The following is a 21341-nucleotide window of genomic DNA, read 5'->3' on the forward strand; positions in this document are numbered from 1 at the left end:
ACACACTGAGTTTGGTAATACTGCAAATATAAGTGCTATTCGGTTAAAATATTATTAATAGAAGTTAAATATGAAACGTCTTATAGATAATCATTCTAAATTAGTATTCGAAGCGACCGAATTCACTTTCTATAACCAGTTCTGTTTTATCTGATTTTTCAACAAAACCCACTATTTGTGCATCGATTCCGTATGATTTGGAAATATCAATTACTTCCTGAGCATATTCCGGTGATAAATATATCTCCATGCGATGTCCCATATTAAATACCTTGTACATCTCTTTCCAGTCTGTACTGGATTGTTCCTGAATAAGTTTGAATAATGGGGGAACAGGGAATAGATTGTTCTTTGTAATTTTCACATTATCAACAAAATGTAAAACTTTGGTTTGAGCGCCACCAGAGCAATGTACCATACCATGCACATGAGATCTTAGTTTTTCCAATATCTGTTTGATAACGGGCGCATAGGTGCGGGTAGGGGAGAGTACCAATTTTCCGGCGTCTATATCCAAACCCTCTATTCCATCAGTTAACTTCATGCTTCCGGAATATACCAAATCTAATGGGATAGAAGAGTCATAACTTTCAGGATACTTGGCCGCAAGATATTTGGCAAATACATCGTGGCGTGCTGATGTAAGCCCATTGCTACCCATTCCGCCGTTATATTCTTTCTCATATGTCGCGCGGCCGTACGATGAAAGCCCAACTATGACATCACCTCCCTGTATTTTGTCGTTGGAGATTACATCAGATCGTTTCATGCGGCAAGTAACAGTACTGTCCACAATGATCGTACGTACCAGATCGCCTACATCGGCTGTTTCACCGCCTGTAGGATATATGTTGACACCGAGGCTTGATAGTTCCTCACATAAGTTGTTTGTCCCGCTTATAATGGCTGCTATAACTTCGCCGGGAATCAGCATTTTGTTTCTGCCGATAGTGGATGATAGTAGTATGTTATCTGTTGCGCCAACACATAGCAGGTCATCGATGTTCATTATCAATGCATCCTGGGCAATGCCTTTCCAGATAGATATATCTCCGGTTTCTTTCCAGTAAATGTATGCAAGGGATGATTTAGTACCAGCTCCATCAGCGTGCATTATATTGCAATATTCGGGATCACCGCCCAGTATATCGGGAATTATTTTGCAAAATGCTTTTGGAAATATTCCTTTGTCAATGTCCTTTATAGCATTGTGTACATCTTCTTTCGAAGCTGAAACTCCTCGCTGGTTATATCGTTGGTCGCTCATGTTTGTTATTAATAAGTTTTTATTTGAGGTCTCAGACCTATTTATTCTCGGACAAAGTTAATAAAATCAGGCTGATTTTGAAACTTCGGCTGCGAAAAGGAAACAGCCTGCAAATCTCTTTATTCTACAGGCTGTTAATTATACATACATTTACTGTTTGCTTGATTTTAATAGTCTTTTACTTCCCAACCTAATGCACTGGCTCCAAGTACGGCGGCATCGCTTTCCTTAAGTTCCGACATTAATAGCTTAATTTTATTGCGGTATATAGGTAACATGTTTTCTTCCATATGTTTGCGAACCGGATCGAAAATAAGTTTGCCAGCCTTTATTAAACCTCCAAATAAGATAATAGCTTCCGGACTGGAGAACGCTACAAAGTCTGCGAACGATTCGCCTAAAATCTGTCCTGTATATTCAAATATTTCTTTAGCCATTTTATCTCCTTTTACAGCTGCGTCATATACGTCCTTCGATGTGATCTCATCGATAGCTAATTCGCGCAATACGCTGGGGTCCTTTCTTGTCTGCAGGTATTCTTTAGCTGTACGGGCAACACCTGTTGCCGAACTATATGTTTCGAGACATCCTTTTTTTCCACAGCCGCATATACGCCCGTCACGAATAGCTGTTGTATGACCTAACTCTCCGGCAAATCCGTCATGTCCATATACTAACTGGCCATTTACCACAATACCACTACCGACACCTGTTCCTAATGTAATTACAATGAAGTCTTTCATTCCGCGTGCAGCGCCATAGGTCATTTCGCCGATCGCGGCGGCATTTGCGTCATTTGTAAGGGCTACAGGTATATTTAATTTATCAGTAAGCATTTGGGCCAATGGAATTACACCTTTCCAAGGGAGGTTTGGTGCAAATTCGATACAACCGGTGAAAAAATTACCATTCGGTGCTCCAACTCCAATACCTTTGATATTTCCCGAACCTCCGACCTGATCTATTATCTCCTGAACGCCGGCAGATAAATGGTCTACGTATTCGTTTATTTCTTTGTAAGCACCTGTTTTTATAGAACCCTGATTTATGATATGGCCGCGCTTGTCGACTATACCGAAAACAGAGTTAGTTCCACCGATATCGATTCCAATAGCATATGGTTTTTCCATGATTTATATTATGTTAATTCAACAATGAAATTATTTTTGTGATAATGCGTACAAATATAATCAATTCTGTGGTAAAATAAGGACTTTAAAAGTGAATAATAAAGCTTCTCTTTAGTTAAAAAGAGGTTATCTATGAGCGTTTTAAGTATATGTCCAACACTTTATTAGCTGCAACGAACGAACTCATATGTGAATTTAACACTTGGTTTTCGCAAAATTTCAATTCCTTTTGCACTTCCGGATCGTTATAAAAATTACTTTTCAGTCGTTCATTAATAGTTTCATACATCCAGAATCTGGATTGGGAATTGCGTCTGTGTTCAAAGTAGCCGCTTTTCTTAACAAAATTGATATAATCGTCTATCATATTCCATACTTCATCAATCCCTATTTCATAATAGCCGGAGTATGTCAACACTTTAGGTTCCCAGCCCGAATCGGGTAGGGGAAACAGGTGTAATGCATTCTGAAAGTGGGATTGTGCCAAACGGGCTTTTTCAATATTATTTCCATCTGCCTTATTGATAACTATTCCGTCAGCCATTTCCATTATTCCGCGTTTGATCCCTTGCAATTCGTCGCCGGTTCCGGCTAATTGTATCAATAAAAAGAAATCGACCATCGAATGTACAGCCGTTTCAGATTGTCCAACACCTACAGTTTCTACTATAATACGATCAAACCCGGCAGCTTCGCATAGAATAATCGTTTCCCGTGTTTTGCGGGCAACACCGCCAAGTGAGCCTGCGGAAGGGGAGGGGCGAATGAAGGCTCGCTTTTCTATGGACAGCCGTTCCATACGTGTTTTGTCTCCCAGGATACTGCCTTTGGTGAGTTCGCTGGACGGGTCTATAGCCAATACTGCAACCTTTGATGCTTCATTTTCTTTAAGAATGTGCATTCCAAAAGCGTCTATAGATGTACTTTTTCCCGCTCCAGGTACACCTGTAATACCCACACGTACAGAATTACCGGTATATGGAAGACATTTTTCGATAACTTCCTGCGCTATAGATTGATGATCTGTTTTTGCGCTTTCTATAAGTGTTACAGCTTGTCCCAGAATACTTATATTTCCTTTGAGTATCCCTTCAACGTATTCTGATACAGTATATGTCTTACGTTTGAATTTTTTGAAGTTATCTAAGTAAGGATTGACTGTAGGCTGTTCTCCTGTACCTTTATTTACGCGCAATCCCTGAAATTGTTCATCATTTTCGAAATGTTCCATGTACGTGCTTATTGCTATAAATAAGTCTGGATAGGAAGTTATAAAGGGAACTATCAAAATATGTAATTAAACATAATAGTAATTATATAACTTTGATCCGGATTTATTCCTTGATTAATTTAATCTTTAAATTCAGCTTGTAAATATAGCAAAAAACGAGAAGATAATAAAAAGAAAAGCATCTATAGAAACTCCATAGATGCTTTCTTATATATTATTTAGAAAACTTAGTTCAATTCACTGAGTTCTTTGTCTATTGCGTCTAATTCTTTTGATTTATCTACATTCAAAAGACTTAAGTTATAATAAACGTTCTGTAGTTTCATTAATGCCGGTCTCAGGTCTGAACTGTCAGCATTTTTGTTCTTCAGGATGTCGCGGTATTTTTCCAGATACGGCAGAGCTTTTGTATATAACTCTGTTGTTTGTTTGTCCATCTCAGCTTGTTCTTTCCTGTTAGTGGTTTGTCCGGCTTTTTCTTTCATATCCTGTGCTTGCAGTACATAAAGTACGCCTAATCCTTCTAAAGCTCTTTCACAATTTGCATCGGCATTTAAAGCGGTCTGATAGGCAGGTTCCGCCTGGGCATAATCTTTCTGTTCTGAATACAAAGACGCTTTAACGCTCATCAGGTCACATGTATTTGACGGGTCATTTATAATTGCCTGATCTAGATATGCAATGGCTTCTTTAGTCTTGCCTCCTCTGATGTATTCATTGATCAGATTTGGTGTAAAATATTTATTTTTAGGGAATTTCTGAGCACCCTCCAATAAAGCGTTTACATATGCCACACTGTCTTCTATTTGCTGATATTCGCTTGTAAGCAGTTCATATACATCACTTTCTTTGTATGTGCTGTTTTGAACATATGGCTCTGCTATCAGTTTTTTCAATAGTTTTATCGAGCGTGGATGATCTTGAGACTGGATTGAACTGATTACTGCGTAATATTTGATTGTTTGATATGTCGTATCCTGCAGGTTAAAATCAGCTTGTGAATCAGCAAACATCGCTAATGTAGGCAACTCCCAGTATCTTTCAAAGAAGTCAGCCGCTTTTTTAAAGTCTTTTTTATCGTTGTAGAAAACACCGCCATTGATATAGAACCTGTGGCCGTCTCTCATATTTTTAACGATATCTTTTCTGAATTTATTTTTTACCTGGCCCAATTCGTCAGCTTTGATATATGGATCGTACATATTATACAAGCCGATATACATAGATTCTTCGTTACCACCTTTTCCGGTTATTTCTTTCTGCATTTCCAGAGTACGCTCATCGTCGAATGCCTTATATTCAATATCTCCGGCTATTTTCCATGTTTCCGGATCATTACTCGTTTCCGGGTCTGTCAGAGCAGGCTTAATAAGTTCCCTAGCCTCAGACACATTATTCTTCATGGCAGATTTTGCATCTTTCACAGCTTTTTTCTGAGCGAATGAAAAGCTGGCAAGCAAGCATAATGATGTTACTAATAATATACGTTTCATAAAATCATTTATTTTAAATTAATTATTCTTCGGTTATTTCTGTATTGTTTGTATTATCTGTTCTGTCCAGAATGTCAATATCCTCTGCTTCATCCTGTTCCGGTTCAGATTCAACTTTACAGATTGATGCGATTTCATCGTTTCTTTTTCCTAAATTTATGAGCCTTACTCCCTGAGTAGCACGTCCCATAGTGCGAATATCTGAAACTTTTAGACGAATAGTGATACCAGACTTGTTAATAATCATTAAATCGTTTTCGTCTGTTACACTATTTATGGATACAAGCTTACCGGTTTTTTCTGTAATATTAAGAGTTTTAACCCCTTTGCCACCACGACTGGTAATGCGGTAAACCGGTATTATTTCGCCGTTTTCATCGAGTATTTCGTTTCCTTCTTCATCTTTTTCGTTAAGGTTTGTACGTTTACCATAGCCTTGCTCTGAAACCACCATGATAGTTTCATTTCTCTGGGCTTCTTTCGACATAGCCAACATACCGATCACCTCGTCCTGGCCGTCTTCGTCCAAACGCATGCCTCGTACTCCTGTGGCGGTGCGTCCCATTACACGCACGTCTTTTTCATTGAAGCGGATTGCACGTCCGTTGCGGTTTGCCAGCAAGATTTCACTTTCGCCGTCAGTCATCAGTACTTCAATCACTTTATCCTCTTCGCGGATAGTAATTGCATTCACTCCGTTCTGACGTGGACGGGAATAAGCTTCCAGGCTTGTTTTCTTTATAACGCCTTCTTTTGTACAGAAGATCAGATAATGACTGTTTATAAATTCTGTGTCACTGAAGCCTCTTACACGGACAAATGCTGTCACTTTATCATCGGAATCTATATTCAACAGGTTTTGAATAGCACGCCCTTTCGAGTTCTTGGTTCCTTCAGGTATATCGAATACACGCAGCCAGTAACATTTACCCTTTTGCGTAAACAACAGCATATAATTATGCATAGATGCCGGATAAATATGTTCTATGAAGTCCGTATCGCGGGTTTCCGAACCTTTTGCTCCTACTCCACCTCTGTTTTGCGCTCTGAATTCAGAAAGAGGAGTACGTTTTATATAGCCAAGATGTGAAATGGTAATGATCATTTCATCATTGGAATAGAAATCTTCGGGATTAAGTTCTTCTGAAGCGTATACGATTTCTGTGCGGCGCGCATCACCGTATTTATCTCTTACTTCAATCAATTCATCGGTAATAACTTTCATGCGAAGTTCTTCATTTACAAGAATTTCATTCAAATAAGCTATTAATTTCTGAATTTCTTCATATTCGTTACGTAGTTTATCCTGCTCCAGTCCGGTCAACTGACGCAGACGCATTTCGACTATGGCACGGGCTTGTATATCAGATAGCTTAAATCGCTCTATTAAGCTTTCTATAGCCTCTTGCGGCGACTTTGAGGCCCTGATGATAGCAATGACTTCATCGATATTATCTGAGGCTATGATTAATCCTTCTAATATATGAGCACGTTCTTCTGCTTTGCGAAGTTCATAAATAGTCCTGCGCGTTACAACGTCAATCCTGTGCTCAACGAAAAAGCCTATCATTTCTTTTAGGTTCAACGTTTTTGGCCGGCCTTTGACCAGGGCTATATTATTTACGCTGAATGAAGATTGTAATGCCGTTAGTTTATATAGTTTATTTAAAACAACATTCGCATTTGCATCACGTTTGACATCCACCACAATACGCATCCCCTGACGGTCTGATTCATCATTGACATTGCTGATGCCTTCGAGACGTTTTTCCCCGACCAGGTCTGCTATGTGTTTGATTAATTCAGCTTTGTTTACAAGATATGGAATTTCTGTAATCACGATCTTCTCATGATTACCTTCCATTTCTATTTCGGCACGGCCACGCATAACCACGCGTCCGCGACCTGTTTCGAAAGCATCAATAACACCCTGATAACCATAAATAAAGCCTCCTGATGGAAAGTCGGGGGCTTTTATATGCTGCATCAATCCGGCAGTGTCTATGTCTTTATTTTCTATATAGGCAATAGTGGCGTTGATAGCTTCCGTCATATTATGAGGAGCCATATTGGTAGCCATACCTACGGCTATACCAGAAGCTCCATTTATGAGCAGATTCGGAATACGTGTGGGAAGAACTGTCGGTTCTTTGAGCGTATCGTCAAAATTTAACTGAAAATCAACGGTTTCCTTATCTATATCTTTAAGCATTTCTTCGGCCAAACGGCTAAGTCTTGCTTCTGTATAACGCATGGCAGCAGGCATATCACCATCAACACTACCCATGTTACCCTGTCCGTCTACCAACAGGTATCGCATGCTCCATTCCTGGGCCATACGTACCATCGCAAAATAAACTGATGAATCGCCGTGTGGGTGGTATTTACCTAATACTTCTCCGACTATTCTGGCGGATTTTTTGTGTGGTTTGTTAGATGCGTTACCAAGTTCGCTCATACCGAAAAGGATACGGCGGTGAACGGGTTTAAATCCGTCTCTGACATCGGGTAATGCCCTCGATACAATTACCGACATTGAATAGTCAATGTAGGCCGATTTCATTTCATCCTCGATGTTAATCTTAATAATTCTGTCCTCTGTTTCTGCCATTATTTTAAGATAAAATTTTTATTCTCAAATATTTGTGAAGTACCTCGGAAATAAGGTATTTTCTAGTGTTCAAAAAACATGCTAAGATACAAATTTTCTTTGTATTAAGAAAATATAATAAGGCAAAAAAGCCCGATGAATACTAAATTCATCGGGCTTTTTATGTGGTTTGATGAGTGGTAAGTTTTAAGTAGTAGCTAATAGGTTTTAAGATGGCAAAGCCACAAGATTATATCGTTTGATATACTGGCAAGCTTACGACTTACGACTCATTACTTATTTATTCATTTTTTCCGTGACAGTTTTTATATTTTTTGCCGCTTCCACAAAAACAAGGATCGTTTCTTCCCGGTTTCTTATCCACATGTACAGGTGCAATTTTCGGCGCTCCCTGTGGTTGCGGAGGTCTTTGTCCTCCCCCCTGAGCAGCACCTCCATCCTCAATTTCATTGCGCTCGGTGCGGTAACGGCTGTAATCTGTCTTTTGTTCAGGAGCAGCCTGACGTACCTGTTCAGGTTCACGCACAGGTATTTGTCCGCGCATCAGTATTGTAACAGCTTTACCGTTAACACTGTTGAGCATCGACTTGAACAGATTGAACGATTCCAGTTTATAGATCAATAACGGGTCTTTCTGCTCATAACTTGCATTCTGTACAGACTGGCGAAGTTCGTCCATTTCGCGGAGATGTTCTTTCCATTCTTCGTCTATGGTGTGCAATACAATGGCTTTCTCGAATGATTTGATAATATCTTTCGACTGGCTGTCATATGCTTCTTTCAGATTACATGATATATTATAGACGCGTTTTCCGTCTGTGATAGGGATCAGTATGTTTTCGAACTTATCGCCTTGTTCTTCATAAACCTGCTTGATTACCGGATTTGCGATTTCTGCCAGACGGTCCATTTTATGTTTAAAGTTCTGGACTGCCCTGTCATAAATCTGATCTACCATTGTATCCGATTTCATTGTGCGGAAGCCAGCTTCATCGAACGGAACTTCAATAGCAAGCAAACGCAGCAGATCTATCTTCAAGCCTTCGTAATCGAGATTATCGGCATATTGTTCTACTATGTTTACGGCTGTGTCGTAGAACATATTCACGATATCGATACCAATACGTTCACCCATAAGTGCGTGGCGACGACGTTTGTAGATAACCTCGCGTTGTGAGTTCATTACATCGTCATATTCCAATAAGCGTTTACGGATACCGAAGTTATTTTCTTCCACTTTTTTCTGTGCACGTTCCACAGACTTGCTAAGCATGTTGTGTTCAAGCATTTCACCTTCTTTGAAGCCCATACGGTCCATCATCCCGGCAATACGTTCCGAAGCGAACAGGCGCATCAAATCGTCCTCCAGCGAGATATAGAATACGGAAGAACCCGGGTCTCCCTGACGTCCTGCACGACCACGCAACTGGCGGTCTACACGACGTGATTCGTGCCTTTCGGTACCTATAATAGCCAAACCTCCGGCTTCTTTCACACTTGGTGCAAGTTTGATGTCGGTACCACGACCGGCCATATTGGTGGCGATGGTAACTGCTCCCGGTTGCCCGGCTAGTGCCACAACTTCGGCCTCACGCTGGTGTAGCTTGGCATTCAGTACGTTATGCTTGATCTTACGCATGGTAAGCATCTTGCTCAATAATTCTGATATCTCTACCGAAGTAGTACCTACGAGTACGGCGCGGCCCTGATTTACAAGTTCTTCTATTTCGTGTATAACAGCTGTGTATTTTTCACGTTTCGTTTTGTATATACGGTCGTTCATATCCTTACGGGCAATTGGCCTGTTGGTAGGGATTACAACCACATCCAGCTTGTAGATATTCCATAATTCGCCTGCCTCTGTTTCTGCCGTACCGGTCATCCCCGAAAGTTTATGATACATACGGAAATAGTTCTGGAGGGTAATAGTCGCAAATGTTTGCGTGGCAGCTTCCACTTTCACACGTTCTTTTGCTTCTATTGCCTGATGGAGCCCGTCAGAGTAGCGGCGGCCATCCATGATACGGCCGGTCTGCTCGTCTACAATCATTACTTTGTTGTCGATAACAACGTATTCATCGTCTTTCTCAAACAATGCATATGCTTTAAGTAATTGGTTTACAGTGTGTACTCGTTCCGATTTGATAGAGTAACTCTGCATCAGTTCGTCTTTCTTTTCAGCTTTTTGAGCATCGGTCAATGACTGATTTTCCAAGTCGGAAAGAAGTGCGCCGATATCCGGTAATACAAAGAATAACGGGTCGTCGGAATTGCCTGTAAGCAGGTCGATACCTTTATCTGTAAGTTCTATGCTATTATTCTTTTCATCGATAACGAAGTACAAGTCGTCAGTAACAATATGCATGTTGCGCATCTGTTCAGCCATATAATGTTCTTCGGTTTTCAACATCGAAGATTTAATTCCCGGTTCACTCAGAAATTTAATAAGCGGCTTATTCTTAGGAAGTCCTTTGAATGAGCGATATAGGAGCAGGCTGCCTTCTTCTTGTTCTTTTTTGTCTTCCGAAGCCATTTTTACTTTAGCTTCCGCAAGTAATTTAGTACAAAGGTCCCTTTGCGCTTTTACGATAATCTCTACACGGGGACGGAATTCTTCGAACAATTGCTGTTCGCCTCTCGGTATCGGCCCAGATATAATCAATGGAGTACGTGCATCGTCGATCAATACAGAGTCCACCTCGTCGACAATCGCGTAATTATGTTTACGTTGAACGAGGTCTGAAGGATTGATCGCCATATTGTCACGCAGATAGTCGAATCCGAACTCATTGTTCGTACCGAATGTGATGTCTGCCTGGTATGCTTTGCGGCGGCCTTCCGAATTCGGTTGATGCTTATCGATACAGTCGACGGATAAGCCGTTGAACATATATATAGGTCCCATCCATTCCGAGTCACGTTTTGCGAGGTAGTCATTCACCGTTACCACGTGCACTCCGTTTCCGGTAAGGGCATTGAGGAATACAGGCAGTGTGCCTACCAGTGTTTTACCTTCCCCGGTGGCCATTTCGGCAATTTTACCTTTATGCAGTACAACCCCTCCAAAGAGCTGTACGTCGTAATGGATCATATCCCAGACTATTTCATTACCTCCGGCAGTCCAGTGTTTGTAATAAACAGCCTTGTCTCCATCTATATCGACAAAATCGTGTGTTTCTGCAAGCTCTCTATCGAAATCGGTTGCAGTTACTACAATTTCTTCATTTTGGGTGAAACGGCGGGCAGTTTCTTTTACAATTGAAAATACCTCCGGAAGTACTTTCTCCAGTACTTCTTCATATTTGTCGGTAACTTCCTTTTCAAGCTTGTCCACTTCTGCCCATACATCTTCACGCTGGTCTATTTCCAACGCTTCTACACCGGCTTTCAGTTCAGCAATCTTATTTTTTTCGGTGGCCACATAATCTTGTACCTGTTGCCTTATTTCAGCAGTTTTGGCGCGCAATTCGTCATGAGAAAGTTTTTCTATTGACGGATATACTGCTCTGATGCGGTCTACGTACGGATTAATCTCTTTTAAGTCGCGTTGAGATTTGTTTCCGAATAATGATGATAAAATATCAGCGAATCCCATATATTTAGTTTATTTATTTCGAAATTTAATGTTTCAAGATTTAAAGATTTCTAAAGTAATTCTGACAGAGCTTCTTCCCTTGCCGCATTCGGCGAACGTATGCGCATGATATAGGACACCGTTGGGGCTATTTCTGTAGCCTTGACAGTCCTTTTCACCCTGTCGGCCTTTATGTTATTCCCGAAGAATATAACAGGACAGACAACCGCATTATTTCGTATCTGCTTTTCCTTAAAAGAAGCATCCTGTTCATTTACAATTTTATAGCCCGGCTGTAACTCGATGAAAAGGTCACCTGACGTTTCTCTTGTATAACCGTTTTTATAATATTCCATTACAGGATTCCATTGCCCGTGCTGTATCTGGTAAGAGGTATACACCTCTTGTACCCCTGTGAATTCGGAAACGAATTCGGCAGCTTTATCCTGTATTTCCTGTAATGATATTTGTTTTTGCTTTATTAATTCCCTATTGAGATATACCTGTCCGTTGTAGATTTTATTCACCCACTTGTTGTCCCTGCCATAAATGGCCATCAGATACATGTTCAGCAATGCTTCGCAACGATTGACATAGAATTTGTTTTCAGGGATATTTTGTCCGTCCGGATAGCTGGCGTCATTAGAGTTGTAGTATCCTGTAGATGAGATAAAGATCAATGTATTCTTAAGGCCTACCGTTCTTTCTACTTCATCCAGAATTTTTTCTATCTCGCGATCGAGCCGTACATATACATCCTGGATTTCGTATGAATAATCTGATCTTACGTTAGGGTAATTACCTGCATAAAACGTGAGTGACAAAAAATCCGGGCTTGTACGTTTTCCTAATTCGGCTTTAGAAAGTACTGTCAAAGCTGTGCTTGTCACATTCTGATTTACGACGGGAGTTTGTTTTGCCAGTAAGTATGTCGCTTTGTCAGTACCTGTATGATGTGTAAAAGAGGCTTTGTTCTCTACATAAGGGAAAGCTTTATAATCGCTGATATTCAAAAGCGGAGTCCATCGCATATCCCATGCCTGAACCGAAAAGCCTGCATTGCCCCGGTTATCCTGGTCTACTGTCCAGTAAAAATTTTTGTAATATGTACTCGAAGCCCATTTGCCTGTGTAGTCGTCGACCCAGTATGCGGCATTGCCCCTCAATCCCGCAGTGATCAAAGCCTGAGATATTTGCGGAGCAAACGAATATACATCAGAAGTTCCCTTGGTGGCAAGCTTCAATTCATCGGTAATAGTCGAGGATTTGAGTGCTAGAGGAGAAACCTTATCATCTGTATAGTTGCCTAAATAGGCGGGATCTGAGAACGTGAAGACTTCCTGCTCCTTTGCCGCCAGATACTTTTTATTGCCTACGATCCCATGGTAAAACGGCGTAGTACCGGTGTAGATCGTGGCTATGGCTGAAGCATCATCGAGATAAGGGAAATCGAATTTTATATTTTGATAGACAAGGCCTTCATTGAGCAGGCGCTTAAATCCTCTTTCAGTAAAATTGTTTCGGAAAAGTTCGAGATAATCCCCCCTTAACTGATCTATAGTAATGCCTATTACTAATTTGGGTGTTTCACGCACAGTGGTCTGAGCCTGAACAGATGTAATAGTCAATACTGCTACTAATGAGGTTATTATTCTTATCATTTTGTTCTTGGTAAACTGTAATCAGCTTTTTTCTTTAACTTTTTTTGTTGCAAAATATTCATAAACGATCTTAGTCCGAGGGACAAAATGAACGGAATGAATGTCATTTCTAACTGTTGAGGAATCAAATTCCATGCCAAAAGAAACGCTAAAAGCGCCACAAAGTTAATAAAATGATAATAATAAATACACTTTGACAGTGATTTTACAAAGAATAGCAGAGCCACAATGAGTTGCAGCGGATTTAGCCATATTATATTCCAGTTTGGATTCGTACAAGGGTGTACCGAAAAGAACATGAGGAAAAAGATAATACACCCCGCTATTCCTGCAATCAGAAATAATACAGTATCGAATAATTTTCCCGGCACCGTTCTTTGTTTTTTATAAGTCAGATATGATACAATAATACTGGCAACCAGTAGTATTATACCTGCATATAAGGGGGTAACGGGAAAATCTTTTTCAAAAGGTTTCGCTTCCAGAAGAGTGGTTGTGGACAATAAAATATTTCTCGGAATACTGTCGCCTGTTACAGTGGCTCCCTCATAGGCATTCATCAGATATTGAGGCAGAAAGTATTTTTGCCTGTCTGTTATCACTTTATCTGCATCTGCACCTATGACCAGATTTATTCCGAAACGGAACCATTGTTTACTTTTGGTACATTCTACAACTAAATCCCTATATGTTTGTTTTTTATCGGTAGGTGTATAATTTATTTTACCGTTAATATATTTTTCAAATATATCTCTGGGGCGGGTCGTACAATTATCGTAAAAATAATTGTAACGATATACTCTATTCTCCGGCAAACAGTTTGTTAACAGCGCATCATATATATCCTGTTTTTCTTTTTGGCTAAGGTTAAATATCTGTTCAACCACACCTACACCTCTTTCTTTATATTCCTGATAATATGAATTATAAGGTATGGGAGCAACCATATAATCGGTTTCCCCCTTCATAAAGAGAAGTATAAAATTGGATTTGGATATATTGAACAGGCCAAAGTTAAAGGCATAATCAATATTTTGCATCGGATCGCTTACCCGGACAGATGTATGCCCGAACAAGGAATAGACGGCTTCATCCCATGGAGCATTAGTGAGCAGGCTGACTTTGGCCGAATCGCTCAATATGGTCCGGGGTATATCCTGAGCCTTTGTCTGGGCACCCATCCCGATAATTACCGAAAGAAGTATAATCAGTTTTCGCATTATTGAAAAATTTCATCACAAAGATAAGATATATGATGAAAAATATATTCGAATAGAGTATTCATTCGTACATAATGTTGTGAATTTTACTTAAAAAATAGCATTAAAGATTTCAAATGGGAAGCTTTAATTGTTATTATTATCTATTTTTGTTAATGTTAAAATTTAAAAGTATTTTTTAATTATGAAAAGAGGATCATTAATCATTGCTTTATTATGTCTGGTTAGCTATTTATCGGCTCAGGATATACAGTTAGTTCCCCCTGCAAAAACCGGAGGAAAACCTTTGATGGAGGCTCTGAATGACCGCCAGTCGCATCGCAGCTTTGAAAAGAAAGATCTGCCGGCTCAGACTTTATCTGATTTATTGTGGGCGGCATACGGTTTCAACAGGGAAGATAAGCGTACGGTACCTTCCTCTCAAAACAAACAGGAAGTAGATGTATATGTGATGTTTAGTAGTGGTATTTATTTTTATGATGCTAAAGCAAACAAATTGGTCTTAAAAGAAAAAGGTGATTTCAGAGCTGCTTTGGGACAACCGAATATATCTGAAAATGCTTCGTTATCTTTGATTTATGTTATTAACCTGGATAAAAATAGCCGGGATGCAGGACTCATGGATGCAGGTTTCTCCATTCAGAATGTATATCTTTATTGTGCTTCGGCAGGACTGGGAGCTGTAGCCCGTGGTTCATTCAAAAGACCGGATGTACACAATGTGTTGAAACTGACAGATAAACAGGAGGTTGCCCTGGTGCAGGCCGTGGGATTTATTAAGTAAATTGAAAGCTCAAATAGTATAATATTGCATATAATGTGCAAGAGGATAGCGGGATAAAATACTGCTGCCCAAATACGTTCTTTGGGTGGACTGTATGGTTTTATAGCAAGCGACTCAGGTTATTTCATAATGATACATATTCTTAATAACGAAAAACGGGGAAAAACGTTTTTTATATTTCTGACTGCTCTTATCTTGCTGTCTGCGGCAATGATAGTGCTTTATATTCCTTTTGCCCCCGGTCATGATTTCTATTTCCATTGCGGAAGGTTGCAGGCACTGATCGATAATCTGGGAAGCCCGTTTCTTATCTATCTGGACTATGATGGAGCAAACGGCTACGGATATTTTACAAAAGCATTTTACCCGGACGTCATGCTGATCCCTTTTGCCATCCTGGGTAAATTTATTCCCCTGATATACGTTTACCTCATTATGCTTTTTTCCATCACTGTCCTGTGTGGTATTTCGTCCTATTTGTTTGTGAACTATCTCTTTAAGGATTCTTTTGCTGCCGCGGTTTCATCATTGTTATATACATTCAGTGTCTATCGTATAATCAATTTGTATGAACGGGCCGCGTTGGGTGAAAGTATCTCCCTCTCCCTTATTCCTTTCGTCCTTTTAGGGCTTTGTCTTATAATTAAGGGTGATTACAAAAAATGGTATGTCTTAGCCATAGCATATAGCCTGCTGATTTTCACGCACCTGATTTCATCGGTACTGATGTTTGTAACGGCAGTCATTTTGCTTGCCGTCAATTATAAGAGCCTGGTAAAAGAGCCGAAACGTCTCGGCTATTTAGTGCTGGCAGGTATCGTAACCATAGTTATTACAAGTTATTACCTGTTTCCCATGCTGGAGCAGATGGCGTCCGATACATTTTACTTTGAGGATAAAAGCCGCCGTATTGTAGGAATAACAGATATGACGTTTAATTTTTCCTATGTATTGCGAAGTGTAATTTCCTATCCGAAAGATATTTACGCAAATTTACATACCTGGCACTTTTTCCCGCCAATAGGTATATTGCTTATTATGCCTGTTTTATTACGTTTCTTTGTCCGTAATAAATCCGGGCAATTGAAATATGCCGATATTGGTGTAATCATAGGCCTGATCTATATTACACCAAACTTAAATGTATTCCCGTGGGATGTTTTTCCTTTCCGCCTGCTGGATTTTATCCAGTTCCCGTGGAGGTTGTTCGGCTTTTCCAGCCTTTTCTTTGCTATAGCCTCGGGGTATTATTTGTCGCAGATACTTAGAACAACAAGAAAGCAGCTGATAGGAAGCATTGTTGTGTTTGTAACCTTTGTATTCATATACACAATTATCGATAATGATGCTTATTCGTATAGCGAAAGGAGAGGTTATAAATATACAATAGGCAAAGATACGCCATTGCGGGAACAGTTGCAGCAGTACTCGAAGAAAGATTCGTTGCTTGTATATTGGCGCGTTGCGGGAGGAGAATATTTTCCCACAAAGCTGCCTGGCTTTGATTATATCTGGTCAAGGGGCGATACCGTGAAAAGTAAAAATGCCGCGACATCTATATCCGGATTTAGCAAAAATAAAGGAATAACGAGTCTTGATGTAGATGTGTATATTCCTGACAGCCTGGAACTTCCCCTGGTGTATTACAAGGGATACGCGGCGGAAATGGACGGCAAAAGGCTTCCTGTGAGTGAAAGCTCCAAAGGATTGGTACAAATTCCGGTGGATAAACAAGGACATGTGAAAGTCTGGTACAACGGTACAATTATCCAGCGTATAAGTTATTGTGTGTCAATTATAAGCATTATCATATTGTGCCTTTATATTTTCCGCGATTTTTTCCGGAAGAAGTGTAAGAGGTGTATTAAATCACTTCCTCTATTTCACTCAGATGCAGTCTGAAATGGGGTAGATAGTCCAGGATCATCGTTTTTAGGGATACTTTATCCCCTAAAGCCGTAATCCATTCATTTTCCAGTTTTTCAGAATTTACATGGCGGATAATATGGATAATAATGAATGGAAATTCATGTATTTCCATAGCTGGATCAGATCATGCCAATCCTCGGTCTGATAATTCTGAATGGCAACCCACTTGTCGTTATTTCCCATATTGGCATAGTCGGGGAAAATCAGCGGATTGGCTTGGTATTGCAGATGAATAATACGATGGATATTATTTGAAGCCGAATCGGCAAGATGTCCCAATGTCTCTCTTATAGTCCAGCCCTGAGTCGTTTTTCGACTGGAGATTACGTCTTCCGGTAAGGATTGTAACTTGGGTTCCCATTCATCAATCAGCCGCAACAGCTCTGTATTGTTTGTTTCAAATTCATTCATACCTCCAAAGCCCCTATTAATTCCCGTACCGAACCGATATTGTTCCTGTCCAGATATTCTTTTATACCATCCACTACCTTTACCGAGATCGCAGGATCAATAAAGTTGTGCGTACCTATCTGAATTGCCGACGATCCCGCCAGAATAAACTCAATGGCATCTTGCCAGCAGGAGATTCCTCCCATACCGATAACCGGGATTTTTACAGCATTATATGTTTGCCATACCATCCGCAGGGCAACAGGCTTCACACATGGACCGGAAAGGCCTCCCGTTACGGTAGATAGTACAGGGCGTCTTTTGTTTATATCGATGGCCATACCCAATAGTGTATTTATCAGAGAAACAGAGTCAGCTCCTTCAGCTTCTACAGCACGGGCTATTTCAGTGACATCGGTCACATTGGGGGATAATTTTACTATCAGTGTTTTGTCCCAAACTCTGCGGACAGCCCTTGTAACATCGGCAGCCGAATCGGCACATACCCCGAAAGCCATACCGCCTTCTTTTACATTCGGACAGGAAATATTTAGCTCAATAGCTGGAATTTTGTCCAAATCGACCAGTTTCTCGGTACATTCTACATAATCTTCGATGGTGGAACCCGATACATTGACTATTACATTTGTATTGAAGTCTTTTATCTCGGGGTAGATACTCGATACGAAGTAGTCAACGCCTTTATTTTGCAGTCCCACAGCATTTAACATGCCGGAAGGAGTCTCTGCCATACGAGGATAATCATTTCCCTGTCGAGGTCGAATGGTGGTTCCTTTTACAAAAATACCACCTATTCGCGATAGGTCTATGAAGTCCAAATACTCTTTTCCATAACCGAAAGTACCCGATGCGGTCATAACCGGGTTCTTCAAATGTAGTTTACCTATGTTTACAGCTAGTTTATCCATGTTAACTTTTCTATATTAAATACGGGTCCATCTGTGCATGCACATATATTCCCTTCGCTGGTCTTTTCCACACAGCACAAACATACGCCAAATCCGCATGCCATCATGTTTTCGAGAGATACTTCGCAGTTGATTTCATGATCGTTTGCATACCTTGCCACAGCTACCATCATAGGCTTTGGCCCACAGGTATAAATGGAGGTAAAACGGGTGTTTTTTAACACTGAATGATTGGTAACATATCCCGTTTCTCCATAGCTGCCATCTTCAGTCGTGCAAAACACTTCTCCATAGCGGGCAAAGTCATCCAATTGGAGTAAATCGTTCTTCGATCTTGCCCCTAAGAGAAATTTAGGACTGAATCCTTTTTCTTTCAGGGATGCACCAAGATATAGCATAGGAGCTGTTCCCACACCGCCGCCGATTAGTAATAATTCCTGTCCTTCTTTCGCGGTAGGGACAGAGAATGAATTACCTAGCGGAAGTAAAAGGTTTACGATATCACCTTTATTATATTCGCACATTTTACGTGTTCCGTCGCCAATTGCCTGTACAAGCAGCCACAGCTCATTTTTTGCTTTATCCACAAAGTTTACGGAAATTGGCCGGCGCAAATAAGTAGATGAAGAACCATCTACTCTTACTTCGACAAATTGTCCGGGAAACATCTCCGGTAAAGGGGAATGGTCTGTGGTGGTAAGTTTGATGAGGCAATAACTTTGGTTTAGTTGGTTGTTTTCGGTAACAACTAAATCCAGCATTTTTTTCATTTACCTTGGTTTTTTAGAGATAAATATCTGTTTCTATTCGGGTACAAAGTTAGTAAAGTTTGGGCGTACTAGGAAATTGCGAGGGAAGAATAATTTTTTGAAAAATAATTGTATCTTTATTGTATCATTTAAAACCTGAAACAATAGTACACTATGGCTTTAAGTTTCAAAAACACATTATTCAGCCCCATATTCCTTAATATTAAGGATAGAGACCATTTTACGTTATAAATTTACTCCAACATTTATTTATTTATCATTTTCTAAAACAAACAGGTTTTAGTCGATGAGTTATATATACAATTGAAGTATATACATTCTCTAATTCATAATTTGTAACTTAAAATATATATATGGAACTACCATTTGCAGAATCATGGAAAATAAAGATGATTGAGACGGTCCGGAAAAGTACGAGAGAAGAACGTGAGCAATGGCTTAAAGAAGCCGGATACAATATGTTTCAACTGAAATCCGAACAGGTTTATATAGATCTTATTACCGATTCGGGTACAGGAGCCATGAGCGACCGTCAGTGGGCCGGTATGATGCTCGGGGATGAAAGTTATGCCGGAGCAACGTCTTATTACAATATGAAGGATATGGTGACCCTTATCACAGGATTTGAATATGTATTGCCGACCCATCAGGGACGTGCTGCCGAAAACGTATTATTCTCTTGCCTGGTAAATGAAGGCGATGTGTGCCCGGGTAATTCCCATTTCGATACTACAAAAGGGCATATAGAGTCCCGGAAGGCCGTTGCGCTCGATTGTACAATCGATGAAGCAAAGGACACACAGCTCGAAATCCCGTTTAAAGGAAATGTGGATGTGAAGAAACTGGAAAATGCCCTGATCAAATATGGTGATCGCATCCCGTTTATTATCGTTACCATAACGAATAATACGGCGGGCGGGCAACCTGTATCTATGCAGAATCTCAAGGAAGTACACGCTTTGGCCGATAAGTATAGCAAAAAAGTGTTGTTCGACTCGGCTCGTTTTGCCGAGAATGCCTATTTCATAAAGATGCGTGAAGATGGATATAAGGATAAGTCAATCAAAGAGATATGTTTAGAAATGTTTACAAATGCCGATGCAATGACAATGAGCGCCAAGAAAGACGCAATTGTAAACATGGGCGGATTTATTGCTACCCGGCTGAAATCGTGGTATGATATGGCCAAGGTAAAAGGAATTGCCTACGAGGGCTTTATAACCTATGGTGGCATGAATGGCCGCGATATGAATGCGCTGGCTATAGGCCTTGACGAGAACACCGAATTCGACAATCTGGAGAGCCGTATCAAACAGGTAGAATATCTGGGTAAGAAACTTGACGAGTACGGCATACCATATCAACGTCCAGCTGGAGGGCATGCGATATTCGTTGATGCCGCTAAAGTGCTGGCACACGTGCCCAAGGAGCAGTTTCCGGCGCAAACCCTGACAGTGGAACTATACCTGGAAGCAGGTATACGCGGATGCGAGATAGGGTATATACTGGCTGACCGTGATCCTGTAACACGCGAAAACCGTTTCGACGGATTGGATTTATTGCGGCTGGCTATTCCCAGGCGTGTATATACCGATAATCATATGAATGTGGTAGCCGCGGCATTGAAAAATATATTCGACCGCCGCGAATCTATCACTAAGGGTGTGGAAATAGTATGGGAGGCCGATCTGTTACGGCATTTTACGGTAAAACTAAAAAAAATCAAGTAAAAGATATTTATATGAAAAAAATAATAAATCTCGTCCTATTCATTCTGTTAGCTGTAAACTTTTATGCTCAGAATGACAGTATAAATAATCCGGCTATTTATAGGGTAAAAACACAAATTTCGGAATTAAGAAACCGTACATTGGAATGTAAGGTGCGTGATCATACGATAATTGTAGATCAACCTAAAGCATTCGGCGCAGATGATTTGGGACCAACTCCTCCGGAGATGCTTTCCATAGCCTATGGGAGCTGTGTGGTTTCTACCATGCAGCTTTTGGCATTGCAGCGTAACTTAACCATACAAGATATATTTGTGCAAGTCGAAGGCAGCATTGATTTTTCAAAAGCATTAGGTATAAACGATGCCAACCGCGCAGGATTTTCAGGACTGAACCTCAAAATCCGGTTCGAGTCGGATATGACAAAAGAAGAAAAGAAATTGTTTATAAATGATGTATTGAAAATCGGGGCAGCCATAGATAATGTGGATAATCCAACTCCGGTAGAATACGAAATAATAGATTAACCCTGACACGAACTTCCAATCTGTACCTATCATAAAAAATAAGAGGGTGTGTCAAAAGCCAAATTGCACTATCGAATTATTACCCTCTTTGTCAT

Annotated in this window: 15 protein-coding genes; 4 read left to right on the plus strand and 11 right to left on the minus strand. The window is 40.3% G+C overall.

The window, feature by feature from the left end:
* Nucleotides 1-100: 100 nt before the first annotated feature.
* The 8 genes from ACYQ3L_RS15450 to ACYQ3L_RS15485 form a co-directional block, all read right to left on the minus strand.
* The gene (locus ACYQ3L_RS15450; RefSeq protein WP_379997801.1) at nt 101-1267 is read right to left on the minus strand and encodes an AIR synthase related protein; all 1167 of its coding nucleotides are present in this window, start codon (nt 1265-1267) and stop codon (nt 101-103) included.
* A gap of 167 nt (nt 1268-1434) precedes the next feature.
* Complete coding sequence (locus ACYQ3L_RS15455) at nt 1435-2397, minus strand: ROK family protein (protein WP_379997799.1); 963 nt, start codon at nt 2395-2397, stop codon at nt 1435-1437.
* 130 nt (nt 2398-2527) lie between these two features.
* Complete coding sequence (gene meaB, locus ACYQ3L_RS15460; RefSeq protein WP_379997797.1) at nt 2528-3628, minus strand: methylmalonyl Co-A mutase-associated GTPase MeaB; 1101 nt, start codon at nt 3626-3628, stop codon at nt 2528-2530.
* A gap of 227 nt (nt 3629-3855) precedes the next feature.
* Nucleotides 3856-5121 carry a tetratricopeptide repeat protein gene (locus ACYQ3L_RS15465; protein WP_379997795.1) on the minus strand — a complete coding sequence of 422 codons (1266 nt, stop codon included), beginning with the start codon at nt 5119-5121 and terminating at the stop codon, nt 3856-3858.
* Between the two features lie 22 nt (nt 5122-5143).
* The gene (gene gyrA / locus ACYQ3L_RS15470) at nt 5144-7732 is read right to left on the minus strand and encodes a DNA gyrase subunit A (RefSeq protein WP_379997793.1); all 2589 of its coding nucleotides are present in this window, start codon (nt 7730-7732) and stop codon (nt 5144-5146) included.
* A 280-nt stretch (nt 7733-8012) separates the two neighbouring features.
* Nucleotides 8013-11327: a preprotein translocase subunit SecA gene (secA, locus tag ACYQ3L_RS15475; protein WP_379997791.1), complete on the minus strand. Its 3315-nt coding sequence runs from the start codon at nt 11325-11327 to the stop codon at nt 8013-8015.
* Between the two features lie 50 nt (nt 11328-11377).
* The gene (locus ACYQ3L_RS15480) at nt 11378-12967 is read right to left on the minus strand and encodes an alkaline phosphatase family protein (RefSeq protein WP_379997789.1); all 1590 of its coding nucleotides are present in this window, start codon (nt 12965-12967) and stop codon (nt 11378-11380) included.
* Entirely contained in the window at nt 12964-14187 is a 1224-nt protein-coding gene (locus ACYQ3L_RS15485; RefSeq protein WP_379997787.1) for a lipoprotein N-acyltransferase Lnb domain-containing protein, read from the minus strand. Before ACYQ3L_RS15485 ends, ACYQ3L_RS15480 begins: the two co-directional genes overlap by 4 nt.
* A 184-nt stretch (nt 14188-14371) precedes the next feature.
* Between ACYQ3L_RS15485 and ACYQ3L_RS15490 the strand changes: the two genes are divergently transcribed.
* Nucleotides 14372-14971, plus strand: a complete 600-nt coding sequence (locus ACYQ3L_RS15490) for a SagB/ThcOx family dehydrogenase (protein ID WP_379997785.1) — start codon at nt 14372-14374, stop codon at nt 14969-14971.
* A gap of 129 nt (nt 14972-15100) precedes the next feature.
* On the plus strand, nt 15101-16873 hold the full coding sequence (locus ACYQ3L_RS15495) for a hypothetical protein (RefSeq protein WP_459952440.1): 1773 nt from the start codon (nt 15101-15103) through the stop codon (nt 16871-16873).
* A gap of 87 nt (nt 16874-16960) precedes the next feature.
* On the opposite strand, the gene ACYQ3L_RS15500 is transcribed toward ACYQ3L_RS15495, so the two are convergent.
* Genes ACYQ3L_RS15500 through ACYQ3L_RS15510 form a run of 3 tightly spaced genes read right to left on the minus strand, consistent with a single transcriptional unit; the run spans nt 16961 to nt 18989 of the window.
* Nucleotides 16961-17311, minus strand: coding sequence for a DinB family protein (locus ACYQ3L_RS15500; protein ID WP_380001417.1), 351 nt, complete (start codon nt 17309-17311; stop codon nt 16961-16963).
* Nucleotides 17308-18219, minus strand: a complete 912-nt coding sequence (locus ACYQ3L_RS15505; RefSeq protein ID WP_380001415.1) for a dihydroorotate dehydrogenase — start codon at nt 18217-18219, stop codon at nt 17308-17310. The genes ACYQ3L_RS15500 and ACYQ3L_RS15505 overlap by 4 nt, the downstream gene beginning before the upstream one ends.
* Nucleotides 18207-18989 (minus strand): dihydroorotate dehydrogenase electron transfer subunit, encoded by a 783-nt coding sequence (locus ACYQ3L_RS15510; RefSeq protein WP_380001413.1) that lies wholly within the window; start codon nt 18987-18989, stop codon nt 18207-18209. The genes ACYQ3L_RS15505 and ACYQ3L_RS15510 overlap by 13 nt, the downstream gene beginning before the upstream one ends.
* 353 nt (nt 18990-19342) lie before the next feature.
* On the opposite strand from ACYQ3L_RS15510, the gene tnaA reads away from it, so the two are divergent.
* Nucleotides 19343-20719, plus strand: coding sequence for a tryptophanase TnaA (gene tnaA, locus ACYQ3L_RS15515; RefSeq protein ID WP_380001411.1), 1377 nt, complete (start codon nt 19343-19345; stop codon nt 20717-20719).
* A gap of 11 nt (nt 20720-20730) precedes the next feature.
* Nucleotides 20731-21246, plus strand: a complete 516-nt coding sequence (locus ACYQ3L_RS15520) for an OsmC family protein (protein ID WP_380001409.1) — start codon at nt 20731-20733, stop codon at nt 21244-21246.
* The last annotated feature ends 95 nt before the right edge of the window (nt 21247-21341 follow it).

The sequence above is a fragment of the Dysgonomonas termitidis genome, assembly GCF_054657735.1.

Bases quoted from the DNA above. Each gene is read 5' to 3' on its own strand.
- ACYQ3L_RS15495 (WP_459952440.1), top strand. From the start codon at position 15,101: ATGATACATATTCTTAATAACGAAAAACGGGGAAAAACGTTTTTTATA.
- ACYQ3L_RS15510 (WP_380001413.1), bottom strand. From the start codon at position 18,989: ATGAAAAAAATGCTGGATTTAGTTGTTACCGAAAACAACCAACTAAAC.
- ACYQ3L_RS15500 (WP_380001417.1), bottom strand. From the start codon at position 17,311: ATGAATGAATTTGAAACAAACAATACAGAGCTGTTGCGGCTGATTGAT.
- meaB (WP_379997797.1), bottom strand. From the start codon at position 3,628: ATGGAACATTTCGAAAATGATGAACAATTTCAGGGATTGCGCGTAAAT.
- ACYQ3L_RS15490 (WP_379997785.1), top strand. From the start codon at position 14,372: ATGAAAAGAGGATCATTAATCATTGCTTTATTATGTCTGGTTAGCTAT.
- ACYQ3L_RS15455 (WP_379997799.1), bottom strand. From the start codon at position 2,397: ATGGAAAAACCATATGCTATTGGAATCGATATCGGTGGAACTAACTCT.
- ACYQ3L_RS15465 (WP_379997795.1), bottom strand. From the start codon at position 5,121: ATGAAACGTATATTATTAGTAACATCATTATGCTTGCTTGCCAGCTTT.
- tnaA (WP_380001411.1), top strand. From the start codon at position 19,343: ATGGAACTACCATTTGCAGAATCATGGAAAATAAAGATGATTGAGACG.
- ACYQ3L_RS15480 (WP_379997789.1), bottom strand. From the start codon at position 12,967: ATGATAAGAATAATAACCTCATTAGTAGCAGTATTGACTATTACATCT.
- gyrA (WP_379997793.1), bottom strand. From the start codon at position 7,732: ATGGCAGAAACAGAGGACAGAATTATTAAGATTAACATCGAGGATGAA.
- ACYQ3L_RS15485 (WP_379997787.1), bottom strand. From the start codon at position 14,187: ATGCGAAAACTGATTATACTTCTTTCGGTAATTATCGGGATGGGTGCC.
- ACYQ3L_RS15505 (WP_380001415.1), bottom strand. From the start codon at position 18,219: ATGGATAAACTAGCTGTAAACATAGGTAAACTACATTTGAAGAACCCG.
- ACYQ3L_RS15520 (WP_380001409.1), top strand. From the start codon at position 20,731: ATGAAAAAAATAATAAATCTCGTCCTATTCATTCTGTTAGCTGTAAAC.
- ACYQ3L_RS15450 (WP_379997801.1), bottom strand. From the start codon at position 1,267: ATGAGCGACCAACGATATAACCAGCGAGGAGTTTCAGCTTCGAAAGAA.
- secA (WP_379997791.1), bottom strand. From the start codon at position 11,327: ATGGGATTCGCTGATATTTTATCATCATTATTCGGAAACAAATCTCAA.